Source organism: Bacillus sp. RE35, from assembly GCF_052146655.1.
Lineage (GTDB): Bacteria > Bacillota > Bacilli > Bacillales > Bacillaceae_G > Bacillus_A > Bacillus_A cereus.
In genome coordinates this window covers 1,713,780-1,736,099 of sequence record NZ_CP197377.1, presented here as the reverse complement: position 1 = coordinate 1,736,099, position 22,320 = coordinate 1,713,780, and the positions used below count along the sequence as shown (strand labels likewise).

Genomic DNA, 22,320 nt, shown 5'->3' with positions numbered 1-22,320 from the left:
CATTCTACACCCTTTCTTGTAAAAAGTTTAGTAATTTGCTTTATATGCAAGATTTACTACAAAACCCGCTATTTTCTAGTAAAAAACACTACATCTCTACATCATTTTCATAATAAAACCAACTCCTCTATATGAAGTTGGTTACTTATTATCTATCGGTATTAAACGAGCATTACAATTTCTCTCGTAAAACTCAATGGGACCTGCTTGTCCAATAATCGCATATTCATATCCATCTTGCTTCATATTATATAAACAATGATGCAATAATTCTTTTCCTACACCTTTCACACGATTTTGTTTCGCTATGCCCATTGGACCAAACAAGCCTTTCTTTCCTCTCACTACATCGTAACAGGCGAAACCAACTATTACTTCCTCCTGCTGTGCAATATAGATAGGTAACTTTTCGTTATATGTCCGAAATCCATAATCAACCGACTGTAACCACCGTTCACCAAATTCATCCACTACAAATCGTGATAACTTATCAAAATCAGAAGGACTAACTCTTCTTACATGACAAAATAATGTATTATAAATAGATTTAAAACTATTTAAATCAACCGCTAAGTCTCTCGGTGCAGCTGTAATACGTAATATATCTTCTTGCATTTGTGTATGTATAAATCCACCAATATTTGTATCTACATGAAATAATGCATACATAACATGTCCTTCATTTACTACTACTTGCTGAAAGCGTTCCATACGTTTCTTCGCTATTTGTAAAATTTCTATCGCCTTATAAGATAGTTTATATTGCCCTATTTTTTTATACTCTTGATTATGTAAATCGAATTGTTTTCGTAACGAAAGTTTTTCTAAAAAATCTGGACCGACTTTGTGAAACAAATACATAAATAACTCAGCGCAAACTCCTGTACCTTCTTTACACATACCTATAAACAGATGGACTGGGTGAATTATGTTATACTCACTCTCTTTTGCTGCAATCTCCAATATTTTATGCACACGTTTTGTAAATTGAAATTCCTCCATATGTGTTTCCATCCTCTACTAATTTACTAACAAACCGTAACCATAAATAATTGAAACAATTACACCCACTACCAATATACCTGGAAGTAAATTTGCCACCTTGATTTTAATAATACTAAGCAAGTTCAATCCAATAGCAGATATCATAATGCCGCCCGTAGCCGTCATCTCCACTATAAATTGGTTCATTAATTCTTTCGGGACAAAACTATTAATTTGTGTTGCAAAAACTGCAATACCACCTTCATATAAAACAACTGGAATTGCCGAAAATACTACGCCAATTCCTAGAGTTGTCGTTAATATAATAGAAATAAATCCATCGATAATCGCCTTTGTAAATAAAATATCATGATTTCCGCGAATCCCACTGTCAAGTGCACCAAGTATCCCCATCGCGCCAATTGCAAAAATTAAAGTAGCTGTTACAAAACCTTCTGATATGCTACCTTTCCCTTTCGATCCAACTTTATTTTCTAGCCAATCCCCTAAATGTTTTAACTTTTCTTCTAATTGTAACCATTCTCCAATTACCGTACCAATCACTAAACTCAGTATGACAACAAGAAAGTTTTCACTTTTTAATGCCATTTGAAGCCCAAGCACAGTAACCGCTAAACCGATTGCGTGCATTATCGTCCCTTTCATACTTTCTGGAATCCTACTAAATAATTTACCAAGTAAAGTACCAAATATAATACAAATTCCATTTACAACTGCTCCTAATATAACCATTTCTCATTCTTCACCCTTCGAATTCTTTATTTCTATATTTTGGTTTATACATTGATTTACAGGTTATCTATATGTTAACTTAATATTGAGAATATTAACAAATGTTTTCCACTACATAACCCGCTATTTTTTGTAACTTTAATTACCTTTAATAGATTCAGTGTTAATTTAATTGCGAGATAATATTAAAAGGGAAGGTATATATGAAAACTTTACTAAAACGATTTTTGTTAATAGCCTTTTTCATTACACCGATTGTTTTATTAATCAATTACTCTTTTATTTCAAAAGCAAAAGACAAACCCGATTTGCAAAACAAATCTAGTAAAACCGCTTCAAAAAGCGAAAAGAAAATAGAAGACCAAGAAATCACACTCACCTTCTCTGGTGATACAATGTTTGATTGGCAATTACGTCCTATAATCGAAAAGAATGGGGCTGATTACCCATTCCAACATGTAAAAGAAGAAATAAAAAAAGCTGATATTTCTTTTGTGAATTTAGAGTCGGCATTTACAACGAAAGAAAAGAAAGCACCTGGGCAACTGTTTTGGATTAAAAGTGATCCATCTACACTACAAGCTATTAAAAACACTGGATATGACATCGTAAATATTGGGAATAACCACACACTTGATTATGGGCAAGATGGATTATTAGATACGATTTCTCACGTAGAAAAATTAAAGTTCCCTTACATTGGAGCCGGAAAAAATGCGAAAGATGCATATACAGCACGAGAAATGACCGTAAAAGGGAAAAAGTTTAAATTTCTTTCCTTCGTTCGATTTATGCCTGATTCTAATTGGGTAGCTGGTGAGAATAAACCTGGCGTTGCGAATGGCTATGATTTAAATCTTGTAACAAAAACAATTAAAGAACAAAAGAAAGATGCAGACTATTTAATCGTCTATATGCATTGGGGCGTTGAAAAATCAAATCGTCCGGTAGAATACCAAAAGCAATATGTACCTAAAATGGTTGAAGCAGGAGCTAACGCAATTGTCGGGAGCCATCCACATTGGTTACAAGGGTTTGAGTATTATAATAAAGTTCCTATCGCTTACTCATTAGGTAACTTTTTATTCCCGAGTTATGTGAATGGGAAAAGCGCTGAAACTGGCGTATTAACTTTAACTTTTAAAGGAAAGGATGTCCAAATGTCATTCAATCCTTATATCATTCGCAACAACCAAGTTTCCCCTGTAAATGAAGGAGAAAAGAAAAAAGCTCTTCAATATTTACAAACAATTTCAACTGATGTAGAAATTGATGATACAGGGAAAATAAAAAACAAACGAAACTAGACAGCTCAAGATCTATTTCTCTGTAATATACTTTACAGAATAGGTGATAAACATGCTGAAAGAGTTATTAGAAAATATAAACCTCTTAGAAAACATCTATAAAATGTCTATAGCAATCCTGCTTTTATGTTCCTTTTATTCTGTGAGACTATTTAAAAAAATAAAGCGAGAGAGAAATCTTACTCCTTTTGAATTTACAATGTATGTAATCATTCGTATTGCGATACTCTTTTGGTTAGCTAGCTTTATTCTTCTTGAATTTAATGAGTACCTAGTTTAACTATAAAAAAGATAGAACAAGCACTATATTCCCTCGCTTGTATCTATCTTTTTTATTTACATTCTAACTCTTTCCTTCTATTAAATAAGCAAATCAAACAAAACAGGGTTTTTATTAAGTTCCATAAATTGAATATTATTTTCTTTAAAGCGAGTAATTAATTGCTCATAATCTTCTTTATGTTTTAATTCTACGCCGACTAATGCTGGACCATTTTCTTTATTATGTTTCTTAATATACTCAAAGCGCGTAATGTCATCTTCTGGTCCTAATCCTTTATCAAGAAATTCTCTTAGCGCACCTGAACGCTGCGGAAATTCAATGATAAAGTAATGTTTCAGTCCTTCATAAATGAGCGAACGCTCTTTCATTTCTTGCATTCTATCAATATCATTATTTCCACCACTTAGCGTACATACAACTGTTTTACCTTTTATTTCATCTCTATATAAATCAAGCGCTGCAATAGAGAGTGCACCAGCCGGTTCAGCTACAATCGCATTTTTCTTATACAGTTCTAAAATCGTCGTACAAACTTTCCCCTCTGGTACTAAAATAATATCGTCAATTACATCTTTACAAGTTTCAAATGTTAACTTTCCTACTTTTTTAACAGCTGCCCCATCAACAAAGCTATCTATTTTCTCCAATGCTACATTTTCATTTTGAAGAAAAGCCTCTTTCATAGATGCAGCTCCCATTGGCTCTACACCAATAACCTTTGTAGTAGGACTAACACCTTTTACATATGTACCAACTCCTGATGCTAATCCACCACCACCGATTGCTGTAAAGATATAATCAACCGGTTTCTCCATATCATGCATAATTTCAACTGCCACTGTCCCTTGACCAGCAACTACATACGGATCATCAAACGGATGAACAAATGTCATTCTATTTTCTTCACAATAACACTGTGCTTCTTGGAAAGAGCTATCGAATGTATCACCAACTAATACAATCTCTGCGAAATCACCACCGAAAAATTGTACTTGTGATACTTTTTGTTTCGGTGTTGTTGTGGGCATAAATATTTTTGACGGAATCTTCAATAAATTACACGTGTAAGCAACTCCTTGCGCATGATTACCAGCACTTGCACAAACAACACCGTTTTGTAACTTTTCTTTCGGTAAACTTTGAATCAAATTGTATGCACCACGAATTTTGAAAGAGCGAATTAATTGTAAGTCTTCTCGTTTTACATAAACGTCACAATCATATTTCTCAGATAAAACTGTATCACGTTGTAACGGTGTTTTAATAACGATATCTTTCATGCAATTATGGGCCATTAAGATATCTTCAATTTTCACTCTCTCCTTTACCTTTTGCACCATTATATATCATCCTTATCTCTTTTAAATTGGCTCAATCAAAATGTGGGATTTTCAGAACAGCCCCTGTATTCGCCGATGTTACCATTTGTGCATAACGTCCAAGCCAGCCAGTTTTCACTTTTGGTTCTGGTCGTTTCCATTCTTTTTTACGCTTTTCTAATTCCTCATCACTCACCCTTACTTCTAGCAAGCGTTCTTCAACATCAATACATACAATATCCCCTTGTTCAAGAAGTGCAATCATCCCGCCCGCTGCTGCTTCTGGTGAAATATGTCCTACTGAAATTCCACGTGAAGCTCCAGAAAAACGTCCATCTGTTAATAATGCAACCTCAGCACCTAATCCCATTCCAGCAATTGCTGATGTTGGGGCTAACATTTCTGGCATACCAGGGCCACCTCTTGGTCCTTCATAACGAATGACAACTACATCTCCTTTTTTCACTTTCCCAAGCATAATGCCCGCAAGTGCCTCATCTTGTGAATTAAAAATAACGCAAGGCCCTTCAAAACGCTTTACCTCTGTTGCACCGCTTTTAATAACCGCTCCATCTTTAGCAAGATTTCCTTTTAATATACGTAAGCCCCCCTCTTCACTATGAGGGTTTTCGAGAGAGTGAATAACCTCCTTATCTTTAATCTCTGCCTCAGCGATATTTTCTCTTAATGTTTGCCCAGTAGCAGTTATTCGATCAAGATGAAGTACTCCTTCTTTCCGGCTCATCTCTTTCAAAATTGCACTAATCCCGCCCGCACGATCAATATCTTCCATATGCCAATTTGAGGCTGGACTTACTTTACATAAATGAGGTACACGTCTTGAAACTGCATCAATACGGTTCATATCATAATCTAGTCCTGCCTCTTGTGCGAGTGCTAGCGTATGTAATACTGTATTCGTTGATCCACCCATCGCCATATCAAGTGCAAAAGCATCGTCAATTGCTTCTTCTGTTACAATATCACGCGGCTTAATATCTCTTTCAATTAAAATTTTCAATTTCTCTGCTGCTTGTTTAATTAACTCTTCACGTCTTGGATCAATTGCTAAAATACTCCCGTTACCAGGAAGAGCTAAACCTAATACTTCACATAAACAATTCATAGAGTTCGCGGTAAACATACCCGAACAAGAGCCACAAGATGGACAGCCATGATCTTCAATATCTTTTAATTCTTCTTCTGAAATTTTCCCAGATTGATAAGCTCCTACCCCTTCAAAAACAGAGCTTAAATCAACAACTTCTCCTTTTGACGTTTTTCCAGCCGCCATCGGGCCGCCTGAAACAAACACAGTCGGAATATTAATACGTAGTGCAGCCATCATCATACCTGGTGTAATTTTGTCACAGTTTGGGATACAAATCATGCCGTCAAACCAGTGTGCATTTACAACCGTTTCTACTGAATCTGCAATAATTTCACGACTCGGAAGAGAATAACGCATACCGATATGTCCCATCGCAATACCATCGTCAACTCCAATTGTATTGAATTCGAATGGTACCATACCTGCCGCGCGAACTGCCTCTTTTACAAGTTTCCCAAACTCGTTCAAGTGTTTATGCCCTGGAATAATTTCAATAAAAGAATTACAAATCGCTATGAAAGGTTTATCAAAATCTTCATCTTTCAAACCAGTTGCTTTTAATAAACTACGGTGCGGTGCTTTATCAAAACCTTTTTTAATCATGTCACTTCTCATCTTGTCAAATCCCCTCTTACATATTTTTCATTTATACTCTCTTACTCTATTTCTTTACTAATTCTTTCGGTGCATGAATCCAGCTCATCATTTCACGAAGCTCTGCTCCCACTTTTTCTAATTGATGATTTTGTTCTGCTTTTTTCATTGCGTTATACGTCGGACGCCCTGCTTGATTTTCTAAAATCCATTTCTTCGCAAATTCACCTTGCTGAATTTCTGTCAGAACACGCTTCATTTCCTTCTTCGTTTCATCTGTAACAATTCTCGATCCTGTTACATAATCTCCAAACTCTGCCGTATCTGAAATAGAATGGCGCATAGTCGTTAATCCACCTTCGTACATTAAGTCGACAATTAGCTTTAATTCATGCAAACATTCAAAGTATGCAATTTCAGGACGATATCCACCTTCCGTTAACGTTTCGAACCCGGCCTTCACAAGTGCAGTTACCCCGCCGCAAAGTACAGCTTGCTCACCGAATAAATCCGTTTCGGTTTCTTCTTGGAATGTCGTTTCAATTACCCCCGCACGTGTACACCCTACACCTTTTGCATACGCCAGTGCTACATGTAGCGCTGTTCCCGTCGCATCTTGATGCACTGCGACTAATGCTGGAACACCATTTCCTTCTTGAAATACACGGCGAACGAGATGACCTGGACTTTTTGGCGCGACCATCGCTACATCTACGTAACTTGGCGGATTAATTTGTCCGAAGTGAATGTTAAATCCATGTGAGAAAAGTAACATTTGTCCTTCACGAAGATTCTCTTCTACCTCTGCTTTATACACATGAGCTTGCTGTTCATCTGGCAATAACATTTGTACAACTTGTGCGGTTCGAACCGCTTCTGAAACAGACATTACTTCAAATCCATCCGCTTTCGCTACTTCATACGACTTACCAGGACGAACACCAACTACAACCTCTACACCAGAATCACGTAAATTTTGTGCTTGCGCATGACCTTGTGATCCATAACCAACTACTGCAACAGTTTTTCCTTGTAATAACTCTACATTTGCATCTTTTTCATAATATGTTTTCATATTCCATACACTCCTTATAATTTATTTACTTGCAGAACATCAATTATTTTTTTTAACTGACTAACAAGTAATGTCGCTTCATTTTCAGTACAAACTGCTGTGAGTTTCATTTCAGAAACACCACTAGTATCTCTTTCTTTTAAATGTAAAGAAGAAATATAATAACCACGCCGAGCAAAAATCCCACTTATACGTAATAAGACGCTTGGCTCGTTATGAATAACGAGTGAAAAAGTATGACTCATTCTTCCCACCTCTTCATAATCATTTCGTTATTCCCTTTGTTTGGCGGAACCATCGGAAATACGTTTTCACCTTCTTCTACACAAAAATCAACTACAACAGGACCTTCATAAGCAAATGCTTCTAACATCACTTGTTTTGCCTCGGTTGAATTTGTTGCTCTTAATCCCTTTACTCCATAAGCTTCTGCTACTTTCACAAAATCTGGTGATCCAATTTTTGATTCTGATAAACGATTTTCATAAAACATTTCTTGCCATTGCCTTACCATCCCTAAAAATTTGTTATTTATGATAAATACTTTTACAGGGATGTTATTTTCAGCAATTGTTTGTAGTTCTTGAATGTTCATTTGAAAAGAAGCGTCACCTGCAATACAAATGACAAGTTCTTCTTTTTTAGCTAGCTGAGCACCAATTGCTGCTGGAAAACCAAACCCCATCGTTCCTAATCCTCCAGAGGTAAGGAACGTCCGAGGTTTTCTTGCTTTATAGAAGTGAGCAGCCCACATTTGATGCTGACCTACTTCTGTTGTGACAATCGCTTCACCATTCGTTAATTCACTTACTAAGTTGATCACATGCTGTGGTTTTAACTCAGATTCTTTTTGCTTATAAGAAAGTGGATATTCTTCTTTCCATGTCTTTACTTTCTGAAGCCATTCGTCTGTTTGTGTATAAATAGACATATGTAACAGCATGTGTAACGCTTTTTTTACATCACCAACAATCGGATGTTCTACAGTTACATTTTTATGAAACTCAGAAGAATCAATATCAATATGTACTTTTTTCGAGTTTGGAGAAAAAAGTTCTAATTTTCCTGTTACACGATCATCGAAGCGAACACCTAATGCAAGTAGTAAATCACATTCTGTTACCGCCATATTAGCAGCGTATGTCCCATGCATACCAAGCATCCCTAGAAACAATGAATCATCCGGTGGATATGCACCAAGTCCCATTAAAGTTGAAACGACTGGAATACGGTTCTCCCTTGCGAATTCGAAGAGTTCATCGGATCCACCTGAATGAATGACACCTCCTCCAATATAAAGAAGTGGACGCTTAGATTTTGAAATTGCTTTAGCCACCTCTCTAAGTTTCATGCTGTCTGGTACAAATTCTGGTTTGTACCCCGGAATATCAACTTCTTCATTAAAGAAACTGGTGACTTTTGCATTTTGAACATCTTTTGGAATATCAATTAATACTGGTCCCGGGCGCCCGCTTTTGGCGATGTAAAAAGCTTCTTGCACAATTCGTGATACATGATTCACATCACGAACCTGGTAATTATGCTTCGTAACAGGTACTGTAATTCCGACAACATCCGCTTCTTGAAATCCATCTTTACCAATTAAAGGCGTTGCAACTTGCCCGGTAATGACAACTAAAGGAATCGAATCCATATAAGCGTCTGCTAAGCCCGTAACTAAATTTGTCGCCCCTGGGCCAGAGGTAGCAAAGACTACCCCGACCTTTCCAGAAGCTCTCGCATATCCTTCAGCCGCATGAATGGCAGCTTGCTCATGACGAGTTAAAACATGTTTCAAACCACTTTCGTATAACGCATCGTATACTGGTAAAATCGCTCCGCCTGGATAGCCGAAAACGGTCGTTACACCCAATTTCTTCAAACATTGAATCACGTGCCCAGCGCCTGTCATTTCTTCATACTGTAACTTCTCATACGCTGTATACTGCTGCTTCATTTCCATTAACTCCTCTCCTTATTTATGCTAAGCTTTCCGTCAGCCTGGGAACACGTACTCCTCTTTCTCTCGTTAATTTTTTAAATTCTTCGGTCAATTGTTTCGTTACACTTCCTGGTTTCCCATCTCCAATTTCTCTGGAATCAACTTTTACAACTGGAATTAACTCCGCTGCTGTTCCTGTTAAAAATACTTCATCCGCTACATATACATCATGGCGAGTGAACGGTCTTTCCTCACACGGAATACTCAGTCGCTCACATAGCTCGATAACACTATTTCTCGTAATACCTTCTAATGCTCCTAAATAGGATGGCGGGGTTAATACTTTTCCATCTTTCACAACGAAAACATTATCACCAGAACCTTCACAAACATATCCTTGTTGATTTAACATAAGAGCCTCTAACACTCCTGCTTGTGCTGCTTCAATTTTTACAAGTACGTTATTTAAATAATTCATTGACTTAATACGTGGATCTAACGCATCTGGCGTATTACGTCTTGATGCAACAGATACAACGCTTAGCCCATTATCATAAAATTCTTGTGGGAATAACTTTAATTGTTCTGCAATGATAATTACGCTCGGCTTCACACAACTTCTCGGATCGAGCCCTAAGTCACCTTTTCCTCTTGAGACAATTAAGCGAATGTAAGCATCAGTATATTCGTTTTTTTGGAGTGTATGTAAAACTGCTTCTTCCATTTCTTCTACCGTCATTGGAATTGTTAGTAAAATAGATTTCGCTGATTCATACAATCGTTTCACATGTTCTTTTAAACAAAATACATTTCCTCCGTAACTACGAATCCCTTCAAATACACCGTCTCCGTATAAAAAACCGTGATCATATACTGAAACAACTGCCTTTTCTTTTTCTACAAATTCCCCATTCATGTAAATGTACTGGTTTCCCATCTCACATCGCTCCTCTTTTTTTCTCTATTTTTTGCAATCTATTTCTACATCGATTGCTGAGATGAGTATTTTTAACAGAATATTAAGTATATAAACCTTAAAAATATACTCGTCTCAACAATCGATTACTTACATACTTGTAGCAATCCATTGCTGAGACGAGGGAATCGTGGTACCACTCAGCTTCCTTATACTTCTCACGAAATATAAGCTCTGCAAGTCCAATTAGACTTTTGTTTTTCTATCGGGAACAACCCCGCTACTTTTTACTAGTTTTCAAAAGTAGTGCTCCAAGGTGATTTTCAATGAGTGAATTGTTACCACCCTCACAGCCTCGGGGCAGCTCTCTGAAACAATCTTTATCATTTACTCTCCTCTTCTACGCATTCTCTTCTTCTATTTTTAAAAATAAAAACTCTCGCCTCAGCAATCAACTACTACAATTTAGTAGCTTTGATTGCTGAGGCGAGAGTTTCGCGTTACCACTCAGCTTCCTTATACTTCTCACGAAATATAAGCTTTGTAGGTCCAATCAGACCTCCGTCCTTTTACCGGAGACGATGCCGCCGCCCTCTACTCAGTTTCCCTTTCGCAAGCGATGCTCCGAGGTGATCTTCAATGATTCGATTGTTACTACCCTCACAGCCTTGGAGTAGCTCTCTGAAACGATCATAATCATCTACTTTCCTCTTCTTTGCATATACAACATATAAAGTTAGAAAATTCTTAATTAACTTTTATTTGTTACACGTATTATAGGACGTTGTTCTTTTCGTTGTCAATATGTTTTTTTCAAAAAAATCAAAATTCATTCTATTTATTTTTTCTCAAATCAAAATTGGAATGCATTACTTACATACACTCATATATTACTTAAGTATGTTTGCATTACTACATAAAGAAAAACTTATAAAGTTTATGAGGAGATGAGGAAACTATGTTAAAAGGGAAAGTAGCGTTAGTTACAGGAGCAAGCCGAGGAATTGGACGAGCGATCGCTAAACGTTTAGCAAATGACGGTGCATTGGTTGCTGTTCATTACGGTAGTCGAAAAGATGACGCTGAAGAAACTGTTCATGAAATTCGATCAGATGGTGGCCAAGCTTTTTCTATCGGCGCAAATCTAGAATCCTTACACGGTGTAGAAAACCTTTATAACGCTTTAGATACTGAATTACAAAAGCGCACTGGTGAAACACAATTTGATATTTTAATAAACAATGCTGGCATTGGTCCTGGTGCTTTTATTGAAGAAACGACTGAACAGTTTTTTGATAGAATGGTTTCAGTAAATGCAAAAGCTCCATTCTTTATCATTCAACTAGCACTACCACGTTTACGTGACAATAGCCGAATTATTAATATTTCATCCGCTGCCACCCGCATTTCTTTACCTGATTTTGTTGCATATAGTATGACGAAAGGCGCTATTAATACAATGACTTTTACGCTAGCAAAACAGCTTGGAGCACGAGGAATAACGGTGAATGCAATACTTCCAGGATTTATTAAAACAGATATGAATGCAGAACTCTTGAGCGACCCGATGATGAAGCAGTACGCTACTACTATTTCCGCTTTCAATCGCTTAGGTGAAGTAGAAGACATTGCCGATACTGCTGCATTCCTTGCTTCTCCAGACAGCCGCTGGGTTACTGGACAATTAATTGATGTGAGCGGAGGATCTTGTTTGTAAAAAACATATATTTTCAAATCTTTTTTATTGCGCAATAAAACAATTTATATAATACTATATAAAACATATACATTTAGGAGGATTACAGCAATGTCCGAAAAAACATACGAACTCGCAACCTTCGCAGGCGGTTGCTTTTGGTGCATGGTAAAACCATTTGATGAACTTCCTGGTATTCATAAAGTACTTTCTGGCTATGCAGGAGGTCATGTAGAAAACCCAACATATGAACAAGTAAAAGCTGGAACATCTGGACATTTAGAAGTTGTTCAAATTACATTCGATCCTTCTATTTTTCCTTATCAGAAATTACTAGACTTATATTGGCCACAAATCGATCCAACTGATGATGGCGGACAATTTTTTGACCGTGGTCCATCTTATCGTACCGCTATTTTTTATCATAACGAAACACAAAAAGGGCTTGCTGAAAAATCAAAACAAGCTCTTGCAGAAAGCGGTATGTTTAAAGATCCAATCGTGACTGAAATTCGTCCTGCTGCACCTTTTTACGAAGCAGAGGAATACCACCAACATTTCTATAAAAAGAATCCAGAGAAATATGCTACTGAGCAAAAAGAATCTGGGCGTGAAGACTTTATAAAAGAAAATTGGCAAAAAAAATAATAAAAACGCATCGTGCTTTTTTAGTACGTTGCGTTTTTATTTTTGATAAAAGTACCATACAATTAACAGAACAATTGCTGTTAGTGACCAAAGTACTATCTCGTTTTTCACTCTATTCTTTTTCTTAGTCATTTCATTCCCTCCTAATAACTATTAAACATATTCAATTTTTTCTTTGTTTAATTGTCCATCTTATATACGTGAATACATCCTTACAAATTCTAATAGCAAGACCACCAATAATTCCGATTGCAATGGAAATTACTAGCATCTGTCCAAAACTAAAAGAATTTGTGTACATTATGTAGAGAACGATACATATAAGTAAAACATCCGGTAAAGAAAGTAAAAACCTTTTAAGCATTCCTTTATCTCCTCTATACTTTTTAATTTATATCTTCTACTGTAATTTTGAAATAAAATTTGTTCAAAAATTCCATTTACACCCTCATTTTATGAAAAATAATAAGAATCCCTTTTCAAAAGAGATTCTTATTCAGCAGATTTAAGTTTAATTATTTTCTACATATCCTATTCCATAATTACTCCTAAAATAGAATAATATTACTAATGATTTATTGTAAATTGACTATTTGCCAGGTAACCGAATGTCGCGCCAGCTACCTACATCGCATTGGCCAAATTCATTATTACCTACCGCGATCACCGTGCCGTCTGATTTTAGTCCGACTGTATGTGCACAACCAGCCGCTATCGCTACAATATCTCTCCAATCACTTACGTTACATTGGCCATACTCATTCCAACCCACTGCGACCACGGTACCGTTTGATTTAAGTCCGATTGTATGATTCGTACCAGCCGCTATTGCTACAATATCTCGCCAGCCACTTACATCACACTGGTTATGTTTATCATTTCCCACTGCTGTCACCGTACCGTCTCGTTTAAGACCAACAGTATGAAGATACCCAGCCTTGACCGCTACAATACCTCGCCAGCTACTTACATTGCATTGACCATATCGATTATTCCCCACAGTCGTCAATGTGCCGTCCAATTTAAGACCGACTGTATGCCAGTCACCCGCTGTGACTGCCACAATACCTTGCCAACTGCTTACATTGCATTCTCCTTCTTTATTTCGGCCCACCGCTACTACCGTGCCATCCGATTTCAGGCCAATAGTACGACGCCACCCTGCCGCAACCGCTACAATATTATGCCAATCGTTTACATCACATTGTTCATGCTTATTCCAACCCAGTGCTACCGCAGTACTGTCACATGTAAGACCGATTGTATGAGCATTACCCGTGTTCGTTGCCATATGAACATTGCCCACTGCGACTGCTTCAATATCTCGCCAGCCACTTACATTACATTCCCCTTCTTTATTCCGGCCCACCGCTACTACCGTGCCATCCGATTTCAGGCCAACTGTATGACAACGCCCCGCCGCTATCATATCTTTGGGCCATCGCTTCACTTTTTCTTTCGATAAAAGGTAATCCATGTTTTACCTCCTTGCATATAAGCAACTGTATCATAATAGATATTTTTATCAAATTTCATTATAAATCTACATTTACAAAGAAAGCTTATTTTACTTCTTCAAAAAATAAAAACCTCCAGTTTAAATACTAGAGGTTTTCTCGTTATTTCTTCAATCGCTCAATAAAATCATGTAATTTATCAAGTGACTTCATATTCTGATTGCAAGCTACACCATCTTTGCAAATGTAGTTTCCCTTTTTAACGAAAGTTCCTGGTACATCGCCTTTAATTTCAACTAAAAACATTCCTACTTCTTCATGTCCATGACATAACGAACAAATGCTTTTTTTATTTAAACTTTGGAACGTTCCTTGCAGACCAACAAATTTATTTTTATCATTTTTCGCTATAATAAATTTCCTGCTTGACCCCTTATCAATCCAGCTTAAATAAGATATTTCTTTCATATCCATTTCTTCCATATCAGGAAGTTTTAACTTTTTCGCTTTAGGAAATAATTTTTTTAATGTTTGTGCTGTAACTTCTTGAAACGGAATTACATACGGATTTATTTTCATTAAAAATGATTCTGCATCTTCTCTATTTTGAACTGTTAATACCGTATCAATTAACTCTTTCTGTTCATCCGTTAAATTCTCAAATACATGTATTATCTTTTCAATAGCAAGCGATTTTAACGCTTGAATTACACCTCTATCATTTGCCGTTGCATGCCCGTTTGCTAAAATATAAGCTTGTGATTTTATAAAATTATATTGATCACTTCTAATAAACGCTTCCATCTTTATCACTCCATACAAATTGTTGATCTAGTTTTATTGTATACAATGATTACATTTTTTGATATGTAAAAGATAACTTAGAAACAAACATTACATATATCACTTATTCTCTACCGCTGCATTTCCTGACAAAAGAAGCCATCATCTGTTTTCCATTCCGCATATAATACGTCTTCAAATTTAGTAATTCCTTTTTGCTTTATTTGTTTATAAAGCCATCCTTCATCAAATCCCGCTTCCCTCAAATTATCCTTAACTACTTTTCCATCACTAATTAATGAAATTGGTAAGTATACAGGCTTATGTTTTAAACTTAAATCATTTATAGTAGGAGATTCGTATTTACTTTTTTTCAGAACGCTTATGTTTCCGTTCGGTTCCAATATCATATATTCAACTTCTCGGATTGAAAATATATCTTTTTGTTGCCTAAGCATTTGTTGTAATTGGTTTATATCCAAATGATTTACGCTTAATTGTTCACGATCAATCTTTCCGTTACGAATAATAATTGAAGGATACCCTTCAAAAAACCTTCTTGTTCCTCTTACTTTTTGTGTTATCACTTCTATAGTATAAATTAAAATTACCCAAACAAATACTGAATATAAAATAGACCATACTTTAATTTTAGGATCATATATTGAATTTCCAACGAGCTCACCTAGGACGATTGCAGAAATAAAATCAAATGGCGTTAGCTGAGATATTTGTGTTTTCCCTAATATTTTTGTAGCAATTAATAGAACAAAAAAACCAACTAAAAGCTCTATCGTTATTTGTCCAATATGATTCATATATGTTCACCTTTCTACTTTTCAAGTGCTCTGTATACCATTTAGTAAAAAAACGGCACATTTTTTCTATTATCATGCCCGTTCACACCTCATATATCCAATACACATAAAACAAAAAGAGTCTGATTCAAAGTAATATATGAATCAGACTCTTTTCCTCTTATTTAGAATACACAATCTTTTTAATCGTTTCCCCAGAAAGAAAATATTCTTCTGCAAGTTGATGAATAGCAATCCCACTTTTAAACGCTTCTTTAATTGCTTTATTTCTTTCATCTAGTTGTTTTCTTCCGCCAGATCGTGTACCCCATTTATAATGTTTCGTTTCTTGTTTCGGAATGTAAATTGTTTCACCTTGTATATACTTTTGAATTTCAGTAATTAAACTCTCTGGTAAAACAGCATTAGCTTTTACGTATTTCATTTCTGCTCGCCCCTTATTTTTTATGGTTCATTTCAATAAGGTGCAAAGCCAAATATAAAAAATGATACGAGCTCATATAGGCGATTGTATATTACTTGTCTACCTCACGCAAAGTATCGCCATTTCCATACTTGGCTTTGCATGAGGCGTTGCAGTGTCTGGCAATTGAATTATAATCGCCATATAAACACCTCCTAATATACCTTTTGCATTTTATTATATGATAAATTCCTTCTCCTTGCATCCACACCCTTCTTAAAGCACGAAATTACTTAGTTTGATATAATACTTTTTAACTGAATTAAAAATCATTGTGAGGTTACATTATGAAGAAAAAAATTATCATTACAATCGTTACACTATTCTTTATTATCACGGCATTATTCGGAACATACAAATTGATGAACGCAAGAAGCTTTCAATTATTTGGAGATTTAACACAACGCGTAGAAACAAATGAAAAAGTGATTGCTTTAACTTTTGATGATGGCCCTACTAACAATGTAAAACAAATATTACCGCTACTAGATAAATACAACGCTAAAGCTACTTTCTTTTTAATTGGAAATGAATTAGAGCAAAATTTATCGTTAGGAGAAGCTATCGCGCAATCTGGACACCAACTTGGAAACCATACATATTCTCATAATAGAATGGTTTTCAAAACACCTTCTTTTATTAAAGATGAAATAGAAAAAACGAATTCATTAATCCGCCAAACAGGATTTACAGACGAAATTGATTTTAGGCCCCCTAACGGTAAGAAGTTAATAGGGCTGCCATATTATTTAAATAAAAACAATATCGAAACAATCACATGGGATCTTGAGCCCGATACTTTTTATAAATCTGCGGCTGATAAAATTAAATACGTTAATAAAAATGTAAAACCAGGTTCTATCATTTTACTGCACTCTATGTATGATGAGTCTAATGAAAATTTACAAACGATTGAAGGTATTTTAGATTCTTTATCTAAGAAGGGCTATCAGTTCGTAACAGTAAATGAATTGCAAAAAAGAGCAAAATAAAAAGGTAGCGTATCTTTGTATGATACGCTACCTTTCTTTTTATATGATGCCAAGTACATTTAAGAATACGATAATAATCGCAATTGGTGCGATATAACGAAGTAAGAATAACCATAATACGAATAGTTTATAACCTTTATTTTTACTTACACCTAGCTCTTTCATTAATACATCTTTCTTCATTTTTAAAGGAACAAAGATAGAAACTAATAATACACCAAGTGGCATTAATACGTTACTTACTGCATAGTCCGCTAAATCAAAGACTGTCTTCCCGAAAATCTTCAGATCACTTAATATACCGAATGATAATGCTGATGGTACCCCAACAACGAAGATTAATAACCCTACGATTAAGGCCATTTTTTCACGTTTCCCTTTACCTTTTGATGTTAACGATGCAACACTAATTTCTAACATCGAAATTGCTGATGTAATCGTAGCGAAGAAGAATAGTAATAAGAAAACGATGAAGAATAATTTTCCGAATGCCATTTTACTGAAAATAGCTGGCAATACGATAAATAATAGTCCTGGTCCTTGAGATGGTTCCATCCCAAATGCGAACACAACTGGGAAAATTGCAAGTCCTGCAAGTAATGTAATAACAAGAGTTAAGGCTACGATAGAAAATGCTGAACGTGGTAAGCTTTCTTCTTTCGGTAAGTATGAGCTATACGTTACCATAACGGCTACCCCAACAGATAATGAGAAGAACGATTGCCCCATTGCGTATAAAATGACTTCTGATGTTACATGTGAGAAATCAGGTTGTAAGAAGAAACGAACGCCTTCTCCAGCACCATCTAACGTAAGTGCACGAACGATTAATACAAAGAATAAAACGAATAGTGCTGGCATGAAATATTTATTTACTTTTTCAACACCATTTTGTACACCTTTACTTACGATGAAAATAGTAATAAGGATGAATAATAGCTGTGATCCAACTGCTAAATATGGATTGGAAATGATTTCACCAAACGTAGCTTCGTATGCTCCATTTCCTTCCCATAGTCTACCTGTAATTGCATTCCATAAATATAATAAAATCCAGCCTCCTACAACACTGTAGAAAGAAAGTAATATGAAACATGTTACAATTCCTAATTTACCTAACCAAGGCCATAACGTTTTAGGAGCAATCTCTCTATATGCATCGACAGCCTCTTTTTGTGTACTTCTTCCAATAACAAATTCAGCTAATAATAGCGGTAAACCAATTAATAATGTGAAACCGATGAAAATTAGGAAGAACGCTCCGCCTCCTCCAATGCCGGCCATATATGGGAATTTCCAAATCGCCCCAAGACCAATTGCCGAACCTGCTGCAGCTAATACGAAACCTAATTTCGATGTCCATTGCTGTGAATTCATTTGTTAATCTCCTCTCTATCTCTTTTTCTTTGTTACAATTCGGTATTTATATTGTTCTATCAATACTCTTTTCTAATACGTTCACTTCCTCTCTAATAATAAAAAAACGCCCCTACGTAAATACGTAGGGACGACAAAATTATCGCGGTACCACCCTAGTTGTGAAGAACACTAAGAAACCACCTAAATAAAAACGCCCCTACGCAAAAACGTAGGGACGATAAAATATCGCGGTACCACCCTAGTTATGAAGCCACACCAAAGTTAGGACCTAAATAAAAAACGTCCCTACGTAAATACGTAGGGACGATAAATATCGCGGTACCACCCTAGTTGTGAAAAAATCTTCACCACTTTATTTGATAACGGTATAAACTACCGTCTTTCATTTCCTCAAAATATGAGATTTATGAAAGATGCTCCAGGACGAACTTCATGAATAATCTATATACTGATTCACACCAACCATCAGCTCTCTGAAATAGGGAGATATTCACTACTATACCCTTTCATTGCCCAAATATTATTTTCCGAATTGATTACTATCATTTTTATCACACATTAAAAATAGTGTCAACTTATATTTCGAATTTTTATGTATTACAATCTATTTAAAAATTCGAAATATAAGTTTTAGTTTAGAAAACAAGTAGCTTAGTACATAACGAATTCTAACAGGCAATAGAAAAAGAATTACGTATTATTGATACTTATTCAATAATACAAATCATCTAGAAACATAACCTGTCTCTCTGTATTCATTTTTTAAGAGTTTGATGGATACCAAGAAAATTTCGCATCACTATCCAGTGGTCTATTTTTCGTTTCTTCTTTAATTACACGAAACCATTCATTTAGAATTTGATTTTTGGGCAATTGAGCAGCAAGGCTATCTTCCCAAATTATATGTGAGAACCAGGCTTTCGTTTCCCATTCAAACTGCAATTGTGCGAACGAAATTATAGGGTGATCAGCTCCACGAAATTGCTCATTTACTGCATTTGAAACTTCTGGAGCTTGCGGTAACAACTCGTTCTGAATTCTATTTCTTATCGTCTCATTTTCTAGCTGATCCCAGAAATACAATTGCCCATTTATTTGATAAAAAATATCAAATGAAGCCTCACCTTTCTTCAAATTCAATAACACGAAGGCACGTTCCACATCATTGTCAGCCGCTTTTACAGCATTAACAATTATATTTTGTGCCATTGATACCCAGTAACTAGTCGCTTCCTCTACCGGTGATTCAACATACAATTCTTCACTTAATTCATGAAGAGTAGCTTCTTGCTCATTTACTTTTTCAACTTTTTTAAAAAACCTATTAAAAAACCCCATAACTTCCCCCTTATTACTATTTTCTATTTCACAAAATAAAAAATAGATTTTTCTTGCTCATCCACATTTACTCCTGGCGCGTATGTATGAACTTGTTGCAACACTTCTTCTATTAGCAACTCTAACTCCTGCACACTTTTTTCTGGATTCCCTATTAATGTGTCCGCCATACGTTCATATAATTTTTCAGGTTTAATAGTCATTCGTTCCACATTATTAGGCATCCATTTAAACGCTGGATGATGTACGTACATTTTATTCAAACCAAATAAAACACCGAATATGTTCCTTTGTACTTCGCAAATAACGTCATAAAGCATAAGCCAATCTTTCCGTTTTAAAAGCGCCTTTCGATTGTGCCAACGATTACTTAACCATAGATTTTCTGAAATCATCCGTTTTGCTAGTTCATCTGAATATGCCGCTACTTTTTCTTTTAATTCATTCACTTTCCCTTCTCCATACAAACTAACACCATCATGAATGGATGATACAATACATTGTTTTTCATAACTTATATCATATTGATCCACCACATCCGAAATCACTTTCTCTACTGTCTCTGTTAAAAAGTTACTAATCTCTAATTTAATTCCCTCTTTCGTTAAATACGTTTCCGACCATTCTTCTTCCTCATACGGATGATACGATAATATTGTCCCATCAATATGATGAATAGGGGCCCTACGATCCTCATCTTCTGGCGGTGTTGACCATAAAATATGTAATTCTATATCTGAATGTTCATCTTCAAGCTTTCTAGCTACTGAACCCGCTAAAATAATAGCTTCTACTTTCGGATTTTTCCTATAAATCTCTGACATCTCTATCGCTTTCTCTTTTAATCCCATTTCATTTCCCCCTAAAATTGCAGTAATCCCCTATATTTCATTTATCTATTTCGATATTACAGCTTGCATTACCTTTTCAAATTCCTACTTAATCATATTTGTATCCAATAGCGCTGAATAACTTCACCAGTACGAGAAGAAACTACTTCATTTTCTAACACACCTCCAACCTTTTGAATCGTTTTAGCAGAACCGATATTGGATTTATCGCAAGTTATTAATACTTTCTGCAATCCTAATTTTTGCGCTTCAGCTAATGCAAGTTGTAGTTGTTTCGTAGCGTAACCGTGGCGACGTTTATTCGGATGGACACTATATCCAATATGACCGCTTTCCCGTAATAATTCTGGATTTAATCTATGTCTAATATTCACAAAACCTATAAGTTCCCCTTTTTCAAAACTTAAAAACTGACTAGACGGCACTCGATTAGCTAGTAAATTTTCTCCTAGTTCTTGTTTACTCACTTTTTCAAACCATTCATCAAGAGAATCAAAGTTTTGTAAAGAACTACTTCCATGTGGTTGTTCCCCTGAGTGTAAAAACGCTTGTCTATACGCCGTAATATGCTCACTATATTCATGGATTGGTTTTAATAGTTTCATTGTTCTTCTCCCCCTCTTCATTCCATAAAACAAACACCTTAATAGCAGCTACTCACTATTAAGGTGTTTCTATCCTTTTTATTCAAATAACCCCATGCTTAAATAACGTTCACCTGTATCAGGCGCAATACATAAAACTTTTTTACCAACGCCTAGGCGTTTCGCTATCATGATTGCAGCGTAAACAGATGCTCCAGAAGATGGCCCAACTAATAATCCTTCTTGTCTAGCTAAGTTTCTCATTGTCGTTAAAGCCTCTTCATCTGCAATTTGAATAATTTCGTTATACACTTCTGTATTTAAGTTTTTCGGAATAAATCCTGGGCTTGTTCCTACTAGTTTATGAGGACCTGGTACACCACCGGATAAAACGGGAGATCCTTTCGGTTCCACTACTGCAATATATAAGTTTGGCAATTTCTCTTTTAACGTTTCACCAGTCCCTGTAATCGTTCCGCCTGTTCCTGCCGTTGCAACAAAAGCATCAAGCTCTCCATCCATTTGTTCGTAAATTTCAAGTGCAGTCGTATAACGGTGAATATTCGGATTAGCTGGATTTTCAAATTGTTGCGGGATAAAACTATTAGGTATTTGTTTTTGCAGTTCTAACGCCTTCGCAATTGCTCCTGGCATTCTTTGTTCTGCTGGTGTTAAAACTACTTCTGCTCCGTATGCTTTCAATAAATTAATACGCTCTTTTGACATATTATCTGGCATAATTAAAATCGCTTTATACCCTTTAGCTGCTGCATTCATCGCTAAACCAATCCCTGTATTCCCGCTTGTCGGTTCAATAATTGTATCTCCTGGTTTGATGAGACCATTTTCTTCTGCAACGTGAAGTAAATTATAAGCAGCACGGTCTTTCACACTGCGCGATGGATTAAACATTTCTAGTTTCACATACACATCTGCTGCGTCTTCCGGAATAAATTTAGATAATCGGACGACAGGTGTATCTCCTATTAATTCCGTAACGTTTTCACACAATTTCATAGCGCATCC

23 protein-coding genes and 2 other annotated features are annotated in these 22,320 nt (G+C 35.9%); of the genes, 5 read left to right on the top strand and 18 right to left on the bottom strand.

Going from position 1 to position 22,320, the window contains the following annotated elements; all coding sequences use genetic code 11:
- Positions 1–141: 141 nt before the first annotated feature.
- Both ACTL4X_RS09105 and ACTL4X_RS09100 read right to left on the bottom strand, forming a co-directional pair.
- Positions 142–1,002 (bottom strand): GNAT family N-acetyltransferase, encoded by an 861-nt coding sequence (locus ACTL4X_RS09105; protein ID WP_000390853.1) that lies wholly within the window; start codon positions 1,000–1,002, stop codon positions 142–144.
- Positions 1,003–1,020: 18 nt separating this feature from the next.
- Positions 1,021–1,737: a DUF554 domain-containing protein gene (locus ACTL4X_RS09100; protein WP_000236030.1), complete on the bottom strand. Its 717-nt coding sequence runs from the start codon at positions 1,735–1,737 to the stop codon at positions 1,021–1,023.
- A 203-nt stretch (positions 1,738–1,940) separates the two neighbouring features.
- Between ACTL4X_RS09100 and ACTL4X_RS09095 the strand changes: the two genes are divergently transcribed.
- Both ACTL4X_RS09095 and ACTL4X_RS09090 read left to right on the top strand, forming a co-directional pair.
- The gene (locus ACTL4X_RS09095; RefSeq protein ID WP_000854536.1) at positions 1,941–3,044 is read left to right on the top strand and encodes a CapA family protein; all 1,104 of its coding nucleotides are present in this window, start codon (positions 1,941–1,943) and stop codon (positions 3,042–3,044) included.
- A 52-nt stretch (positions 3,045–3,096) separates the two neighbouring features.
- The gene (locus tag ACTL4X_RS09090; RefSeq protein WP_000910604.1) at positions 3,097–3,324 is read left to right on the top strand and encodes a hypothetical protein; all 228 of its coding nucleotides are present in this window, start codon (positions 3,097–3,099) and stop codon (positions 3,322–3,324) included.
- Between the two features lie 80 nt (positions 3,325–3,404).
- Here ACTL4X_RS09090 and ilvA read toward each other — a convergent pair whose 3' ends face one another.
- The 6 genes from ilvA to ilvE are packed head-to-tail and all read right to left on the bottom strand — an operon-like array spanning position 3,405 to position 10,305.
- Positions 3,405–4,667: a threonine ammonia-lyase IlvA gene (gene ilvA / locus ACTL4X_RS09085; protein ID WP_000250327.1), complete on the bottom strand. Its 1,263-nt coding sequence runs from the start codon at positions 4,665–4,667 to the stop codon at positions 3,405–3,407.
- A 31-nt stretch (positions 4,668–4,698) separates the two neighbouring features.
- On the bottom strand, positions 4,699–6,372 hold the full coding sequence (ilvD, locus tag ACTL4X_RS09080; RefSeq protein WP_001255814.1) for a dihydroxy-acid dehydratase: 1,674 nt from the start codon (positions 6,370–6,372) through the stop codon (positions 4,699–4,701).
- 46 nt (positions 6,373–6,418) lie between these two features.
- Entirely contained in the window at positions 6,419–7,426 is a 1,008-nt protein-coding gene (gene ilvC, locus ACTL4X_RS09075) for a ketol-acid reductoisomerase (protein WP_000861143.1), read from the bottom strand.
- Between the two features lie 14 nt (positions 7,427–7,440).
- Entirely contained in the window at positions 7,441–7,671 is a 231-nt protein-coding gene (locus ACTL4X_RS09070; protein ID WP_441395015.1) for an ACT domain-containing protein, read from the bottom strand.
- Positions 7,668–9,383, bottom strand: coding sequence for an acetolactate synthase large subunit (gene ilvB / locus ACTL4X_RS09065; RefSeq protein ID WP_002164572.1), 1,716 nt, complete (start codon positions 9,381–9,383; stop codon positions 7,668–7,670). Before ilvB ends, ACTL4X_RS09070 begins: the two co-directional genes overlap by 4 nt.
- A 22-nt stretch (positions 9,384–9,405) precedes the next feature.
- Positions 9,406–10,305 (bottom strand): branched-chain-amino-acid transaminase, encoded by a 900-nt coding sequence (gene ilvE / locus ACTL4X_RS09060; protein ID WP_000528162.1) that lies wholly within the window; start codon positions 10,303–10,305, stop codon positions 9,406–9,408.
- A gap of 151 nt (positions 10,306–10,456) precedes the next feature.
- Positions 10,457–10,696, bottom strand: a binding site (T-box leader).
- 546 nt (positions 10,697–11,242) lie between these two features.
- Here ilvE and ACTL4X_RS09055 point away from each other — a divergent pair.
- Positions 11,243–12,001 (top strand): SDR family oxidoreductase, encoded by a 759-nt coding sequence (locus ACTL4X_RS09055; RefSeq protein WP_000911822.1) that lies wholly within the window; start codon positions 11,243–11,245, stop codon positions 11,999–12,001.
- A gap of 90 nt (positions 12,002–12,091) precedes the next feature.
- Positions 12,092–12,628: a peptide-methionine (S)-S-oxide reductase MsrA gene (gene msrA, locus ACTL4X_RS09050; RefSeq protein WP_001291883.1), complete on the top strand. Its 537-nt coding sequence runs from the start codon at positions 12,092–12,094 to the stop codon at positions 12,626–12,628.
- Positions 12,629–12,791: 163 nt separating this feature from the next.
- On the opposite strand, the gene ACTL4X_RS09045 is transcribed toward msrA, so the two are convergent.
- The 5 genes from ACTL4X_RS09045 to ACTL4X_RS09025 form a co-directional block, all read right to left on the bottom strand.
- The gene (locus ACTL4X_RS09045) at positions 12,792–12,992 is read right to left on the bottom strand and encodes a hypothetical protein (RefSeq protein WP_000919314.1); all 201 of its coding nucleotides are present in this window, start codon (positions 12,990–12,992) and stop codon (positions 12,792–12,794) included.
- Between the two features lie 225 nt (positions 12,993–13,217).
- On the bottom strand, positions 13,218–14,105 hold the full coding sequence (locus tag ACTL4X_RS09040) for an RCC1 domain-containing protein (RefSeq protein ID WP_000385090.1): 888 nt from the start codon (positions 14,103–14,105) through the stop codon (positions 13,218–13,220).
- Between the two features lie 142 nt (positions 14,106–14,247).
- Positions 14,248–14,889 carry a FusB/FusC family EF-G-binding protein gene (locus tag ACTL4X_RS09035; protein WP_000387072.1) on the bottom strand — a complete coding sequence of 214 codons (642 nt, stop codon included), beginning with the start codon at positions 14,887–14,889 and terminating at the stop codon, positions 14,248–14,250.
- A 110-nt stretch (positions 14,890–14,999) separates the two neighbouring features.
- Positions 15,000–15,686: a DUF421 domain-containing protein gene (locus tag ACTL4X_RS09030; RefSeq protein ID WP_001015543.1), complete on the bottom strand. Its 687-nt coding sequence runs from the start codon at positions 15,684–15,686 to the stop codon at positions 15,000–15,002.
- Between the two features lie 160 nt (positions 15,687–15,846).
- Positions 15,847–16,110: a CD3324 family protein gene (locus ACTL4X_RS09025; RefSeq protein WP_000878325.1), complete on the bottom strand. Its 264-nt coding sequence runs from the start codon at positions 16,108–16,110 to the stop codon at positions 15,847–15,849.
- Between the two features lie 326 nt (positions 16,111–16,436).
- On the opposite strand from ACTL4X_RS09025, the gene ACTL4X_RS09020 reads away from it, so the two are divergent.
- On the top strand, positions 16,437–17,141 hold the full coding sequence (locus ACTL4X_RS09020; protein ID WP_000726858.1) for a polysaccharide deacetylase family protein: 705 nt from the start codon (positions 16,437–16,439) through the stop codon (positions 17,139–17,141).
- A gap of 39 nt (positions 17,142–17,180) precedes the next feature.
- Here ACTL4X_RS09020 and ACTL4X_RS09015 read toward each other — a convergent pair whose 3' ends face one another.
- The 5 genes from ACTL4X_RS09015 to cysK all read right to left on the bottom strand — a co-directional run bounded on the left by ACTL4X_RS09015 (position 17,181) and on the right by cysK (position 22,311).
- Entirely contained in the window at positions 17,181–18,518 is a 1,338-nt protein-coding gene (locus tag ACTL4X_RS09015; protein ID WP_001088187.1) for a sodium-dependent transporter, read from the bottom strand.
- 299 nt (positions 18,519–18,817) lie between these two features.
- Positions 18,818–19,040: a binding site (T-box leader), on the bottom strand.
- 243 nt (positions 19,041–19,283) lie between these two features.
- Positions 19,284–19,859, bottom strand: a complete 576-nt coding sequence (locus ACTL4X_RS09010; RefSeq protein ID WP_000505543.1) for a hypothetical protein — start codon at positions 19,857–19,859, stop codon at positions 19,284–19,286.
- A 23-nt stretch (positions 19,860–19,882) separates the two neighbouring features.
- A complete protein-coding gene (locus ACTL4X_RS09005; protein WP_000523174.1) occupies positions 19,883–20,710 on the bottom strand; it encodes a DUF4037 domain-containing protein in 828 nt (275 codons plus the stop codon).
- 92 nt (positions 20,711–20,802) lie between these two features.
- A complete protein-coding gene (locus ACTL4X_RS09000) occupies positions 20,803–21,315 on the bottom strand; it encodes a GNAT family N-acetyltransferase (RefSeq protein ID WP_000771271.1) in 513 nt (170 codons plus the stop codon).
- 78 nt (positions 21,316–21,393) lie between these two features.
- A complete protein-coding gene (gene cysK / locus ACTL4X_RS08995; protein WP_000762273.1) occupies positions 21,394–22,311 on the bottom strand; it encodes a cysteine synthase A in 918 nt (305 codons plus the stop codon).
- Positions 22,312–22,320 lie beyond the last annotated feature (9 nt).

Coding starts and splice junctions, on each gene's coding strand:
- ACTL4X_RS09025 (WP_000878325.1), bottom strand. CDS start 16,110: ATGAAATACGTAAAAGCTAATGCTGTTTTACCAGAGAGTTTAATTACT.
- ACTL4X_RS09030 (WP_001015543.1), bottom strand. CDS start 15,686: ATGAATCATATTGGACAAATAACGATAGAGCTTTTAGTTGGTTTTTTT.
- ilvA (WP_000250327.1), bottom strand. CDS start 4,667: ATGGTGCAAAAGGTAAAGGAGAGAGTGAAAATTGAAGATATCTTAATG.
- ACTL4X_RS09040 (WP_000385090.1), bottom strand. CDS start 14,105: ATGGATTACCTTTTATCGAAAGAAAAAGTGAAGCGATGGCCCAAAGAT.
- ACTL4X_RS09055 (WP_000911822.1), top strand. CDS start 11,243: ATGTTAAAAGGGAAAGTAGCGTTAGTTACAGGAGCAAGCCGAGGAATT.
- msrA (WP_001291883.1), top strand. CDS start 12,092: ATGTCCGAAAAAACATACGAACTCGCAACCTTCGCAGGCGGTTGCTTT.
- ACTL4X_RS09100 (WP_000236030.1), bottom strand. CDS start 1,737: ATGGTTATATTAGGAGCAGTTGTAAATGGAATTTGTATTATATTTGGT.
- ACTL4X_RS09090 (WP_000910604.1), top strand. CDS start 3,097: ATGCTGAAAGAGTTATTAGAAAATATAAACCTCTTAGAAAACATCTAT.
- ilvD (WP_001255814.1), bottom strand. CDS start 6,372: ATGAGAAGTGACATGATTAAAAAAGGTTTTGATAAAGCACCGCACCGT.
- ACTL4X_RS09000 (WP_000771271.1), bottom strand. CDS start 21,315: ATGAAACTATTAAAACCAATCCATGAATATAGTGAGCATATTACGGCG.
- ACTL4X_RS09020 (WP_000726858.1), top strand. CDS start 16,437: ATGAAGAAAAAAATTATCATTACAATCGTTACACTATTCTTTATTATC.
- ACTL4X_RS09005 (WP_000523174.1), bottom strand. CDS start 20,710: ATGGGATTAAAAGAGAAAGCGATAGAGATGTCAGAGATTTATAGGAAA.
- ACTL4X_RS09070 (WP_441395015.1), bottom strand. CDS start 7,671: ATGAGTCATACTTTTTCACTCGTTATTCATAACGAGCCAAGCGTCTTA.
- ACTL4X_RS09015 (WP_001088187.1), bottom strand. CDS start 18,518: ATGAATTCACAGCAATGGACATCGAAATTAGGTTTCGTATTAGCTGCA.
- ACTL4X_RS09010 (WP_000505543.1), bottom strand. CDS start 19,859: ATGGGGTTTTTTAATAGGTTTTTTAAAAAAGTTGAAAAAGTAAATGAG.
- cysK (WP_000762273.1), bottom strand. CDS start 22,311: ATGAAATTGTGTGAAAACGTTACGGAATTAATAGGAGATACACCTGTC.
- ilvE (WP_000528162.1), bottom strand. CDS start 10,305: ATGGGAAACCAGTACATTTACATGAATGGGGAATTTGTAGAAAAAGAA.
- ilvB (WP_002164572.1), bottom strand. CDS start 9,383: ATGAAGCAGCAGTATACAGCGTATGAGAAGTTACAGTATGAAGAAATG.
- ilvC (WP_000861143.1), bottom strand. CDS start 7,426: ATGAAAACATATTATGAAAAAGATGCAAATGTAGAGTTATTACAAGGA.
- ACTL4X_RS09095 (WP_000854536.1), top strand. CDS start 1,941: ATGAAAACTTTACTAAAACGATTTTTGTTAATAGCCTTTTTCATTACA.
- ACTL4X_RS09035 (WP_000387072.1), bottom strand. CDS start 14,889: ATGGAAGCGTTTATTAGAAGTGATCAATATAATTTTATAAAATCACAA.
- ACTL4X_RS09105 (WP_000390853.1), bottom strand. CDS start 1,002: ATGGAGGAATTTCAATTTACAAAACGTGTGCATAAAATATTGGAGATT.
- ACTL4X_RS09045 (WP_000919314.1), bottom strand. CDS start 12,992: ATGCTTAAAAGGTTTTTACTTTCTTTACCGGATGTTTTACTTATATGT.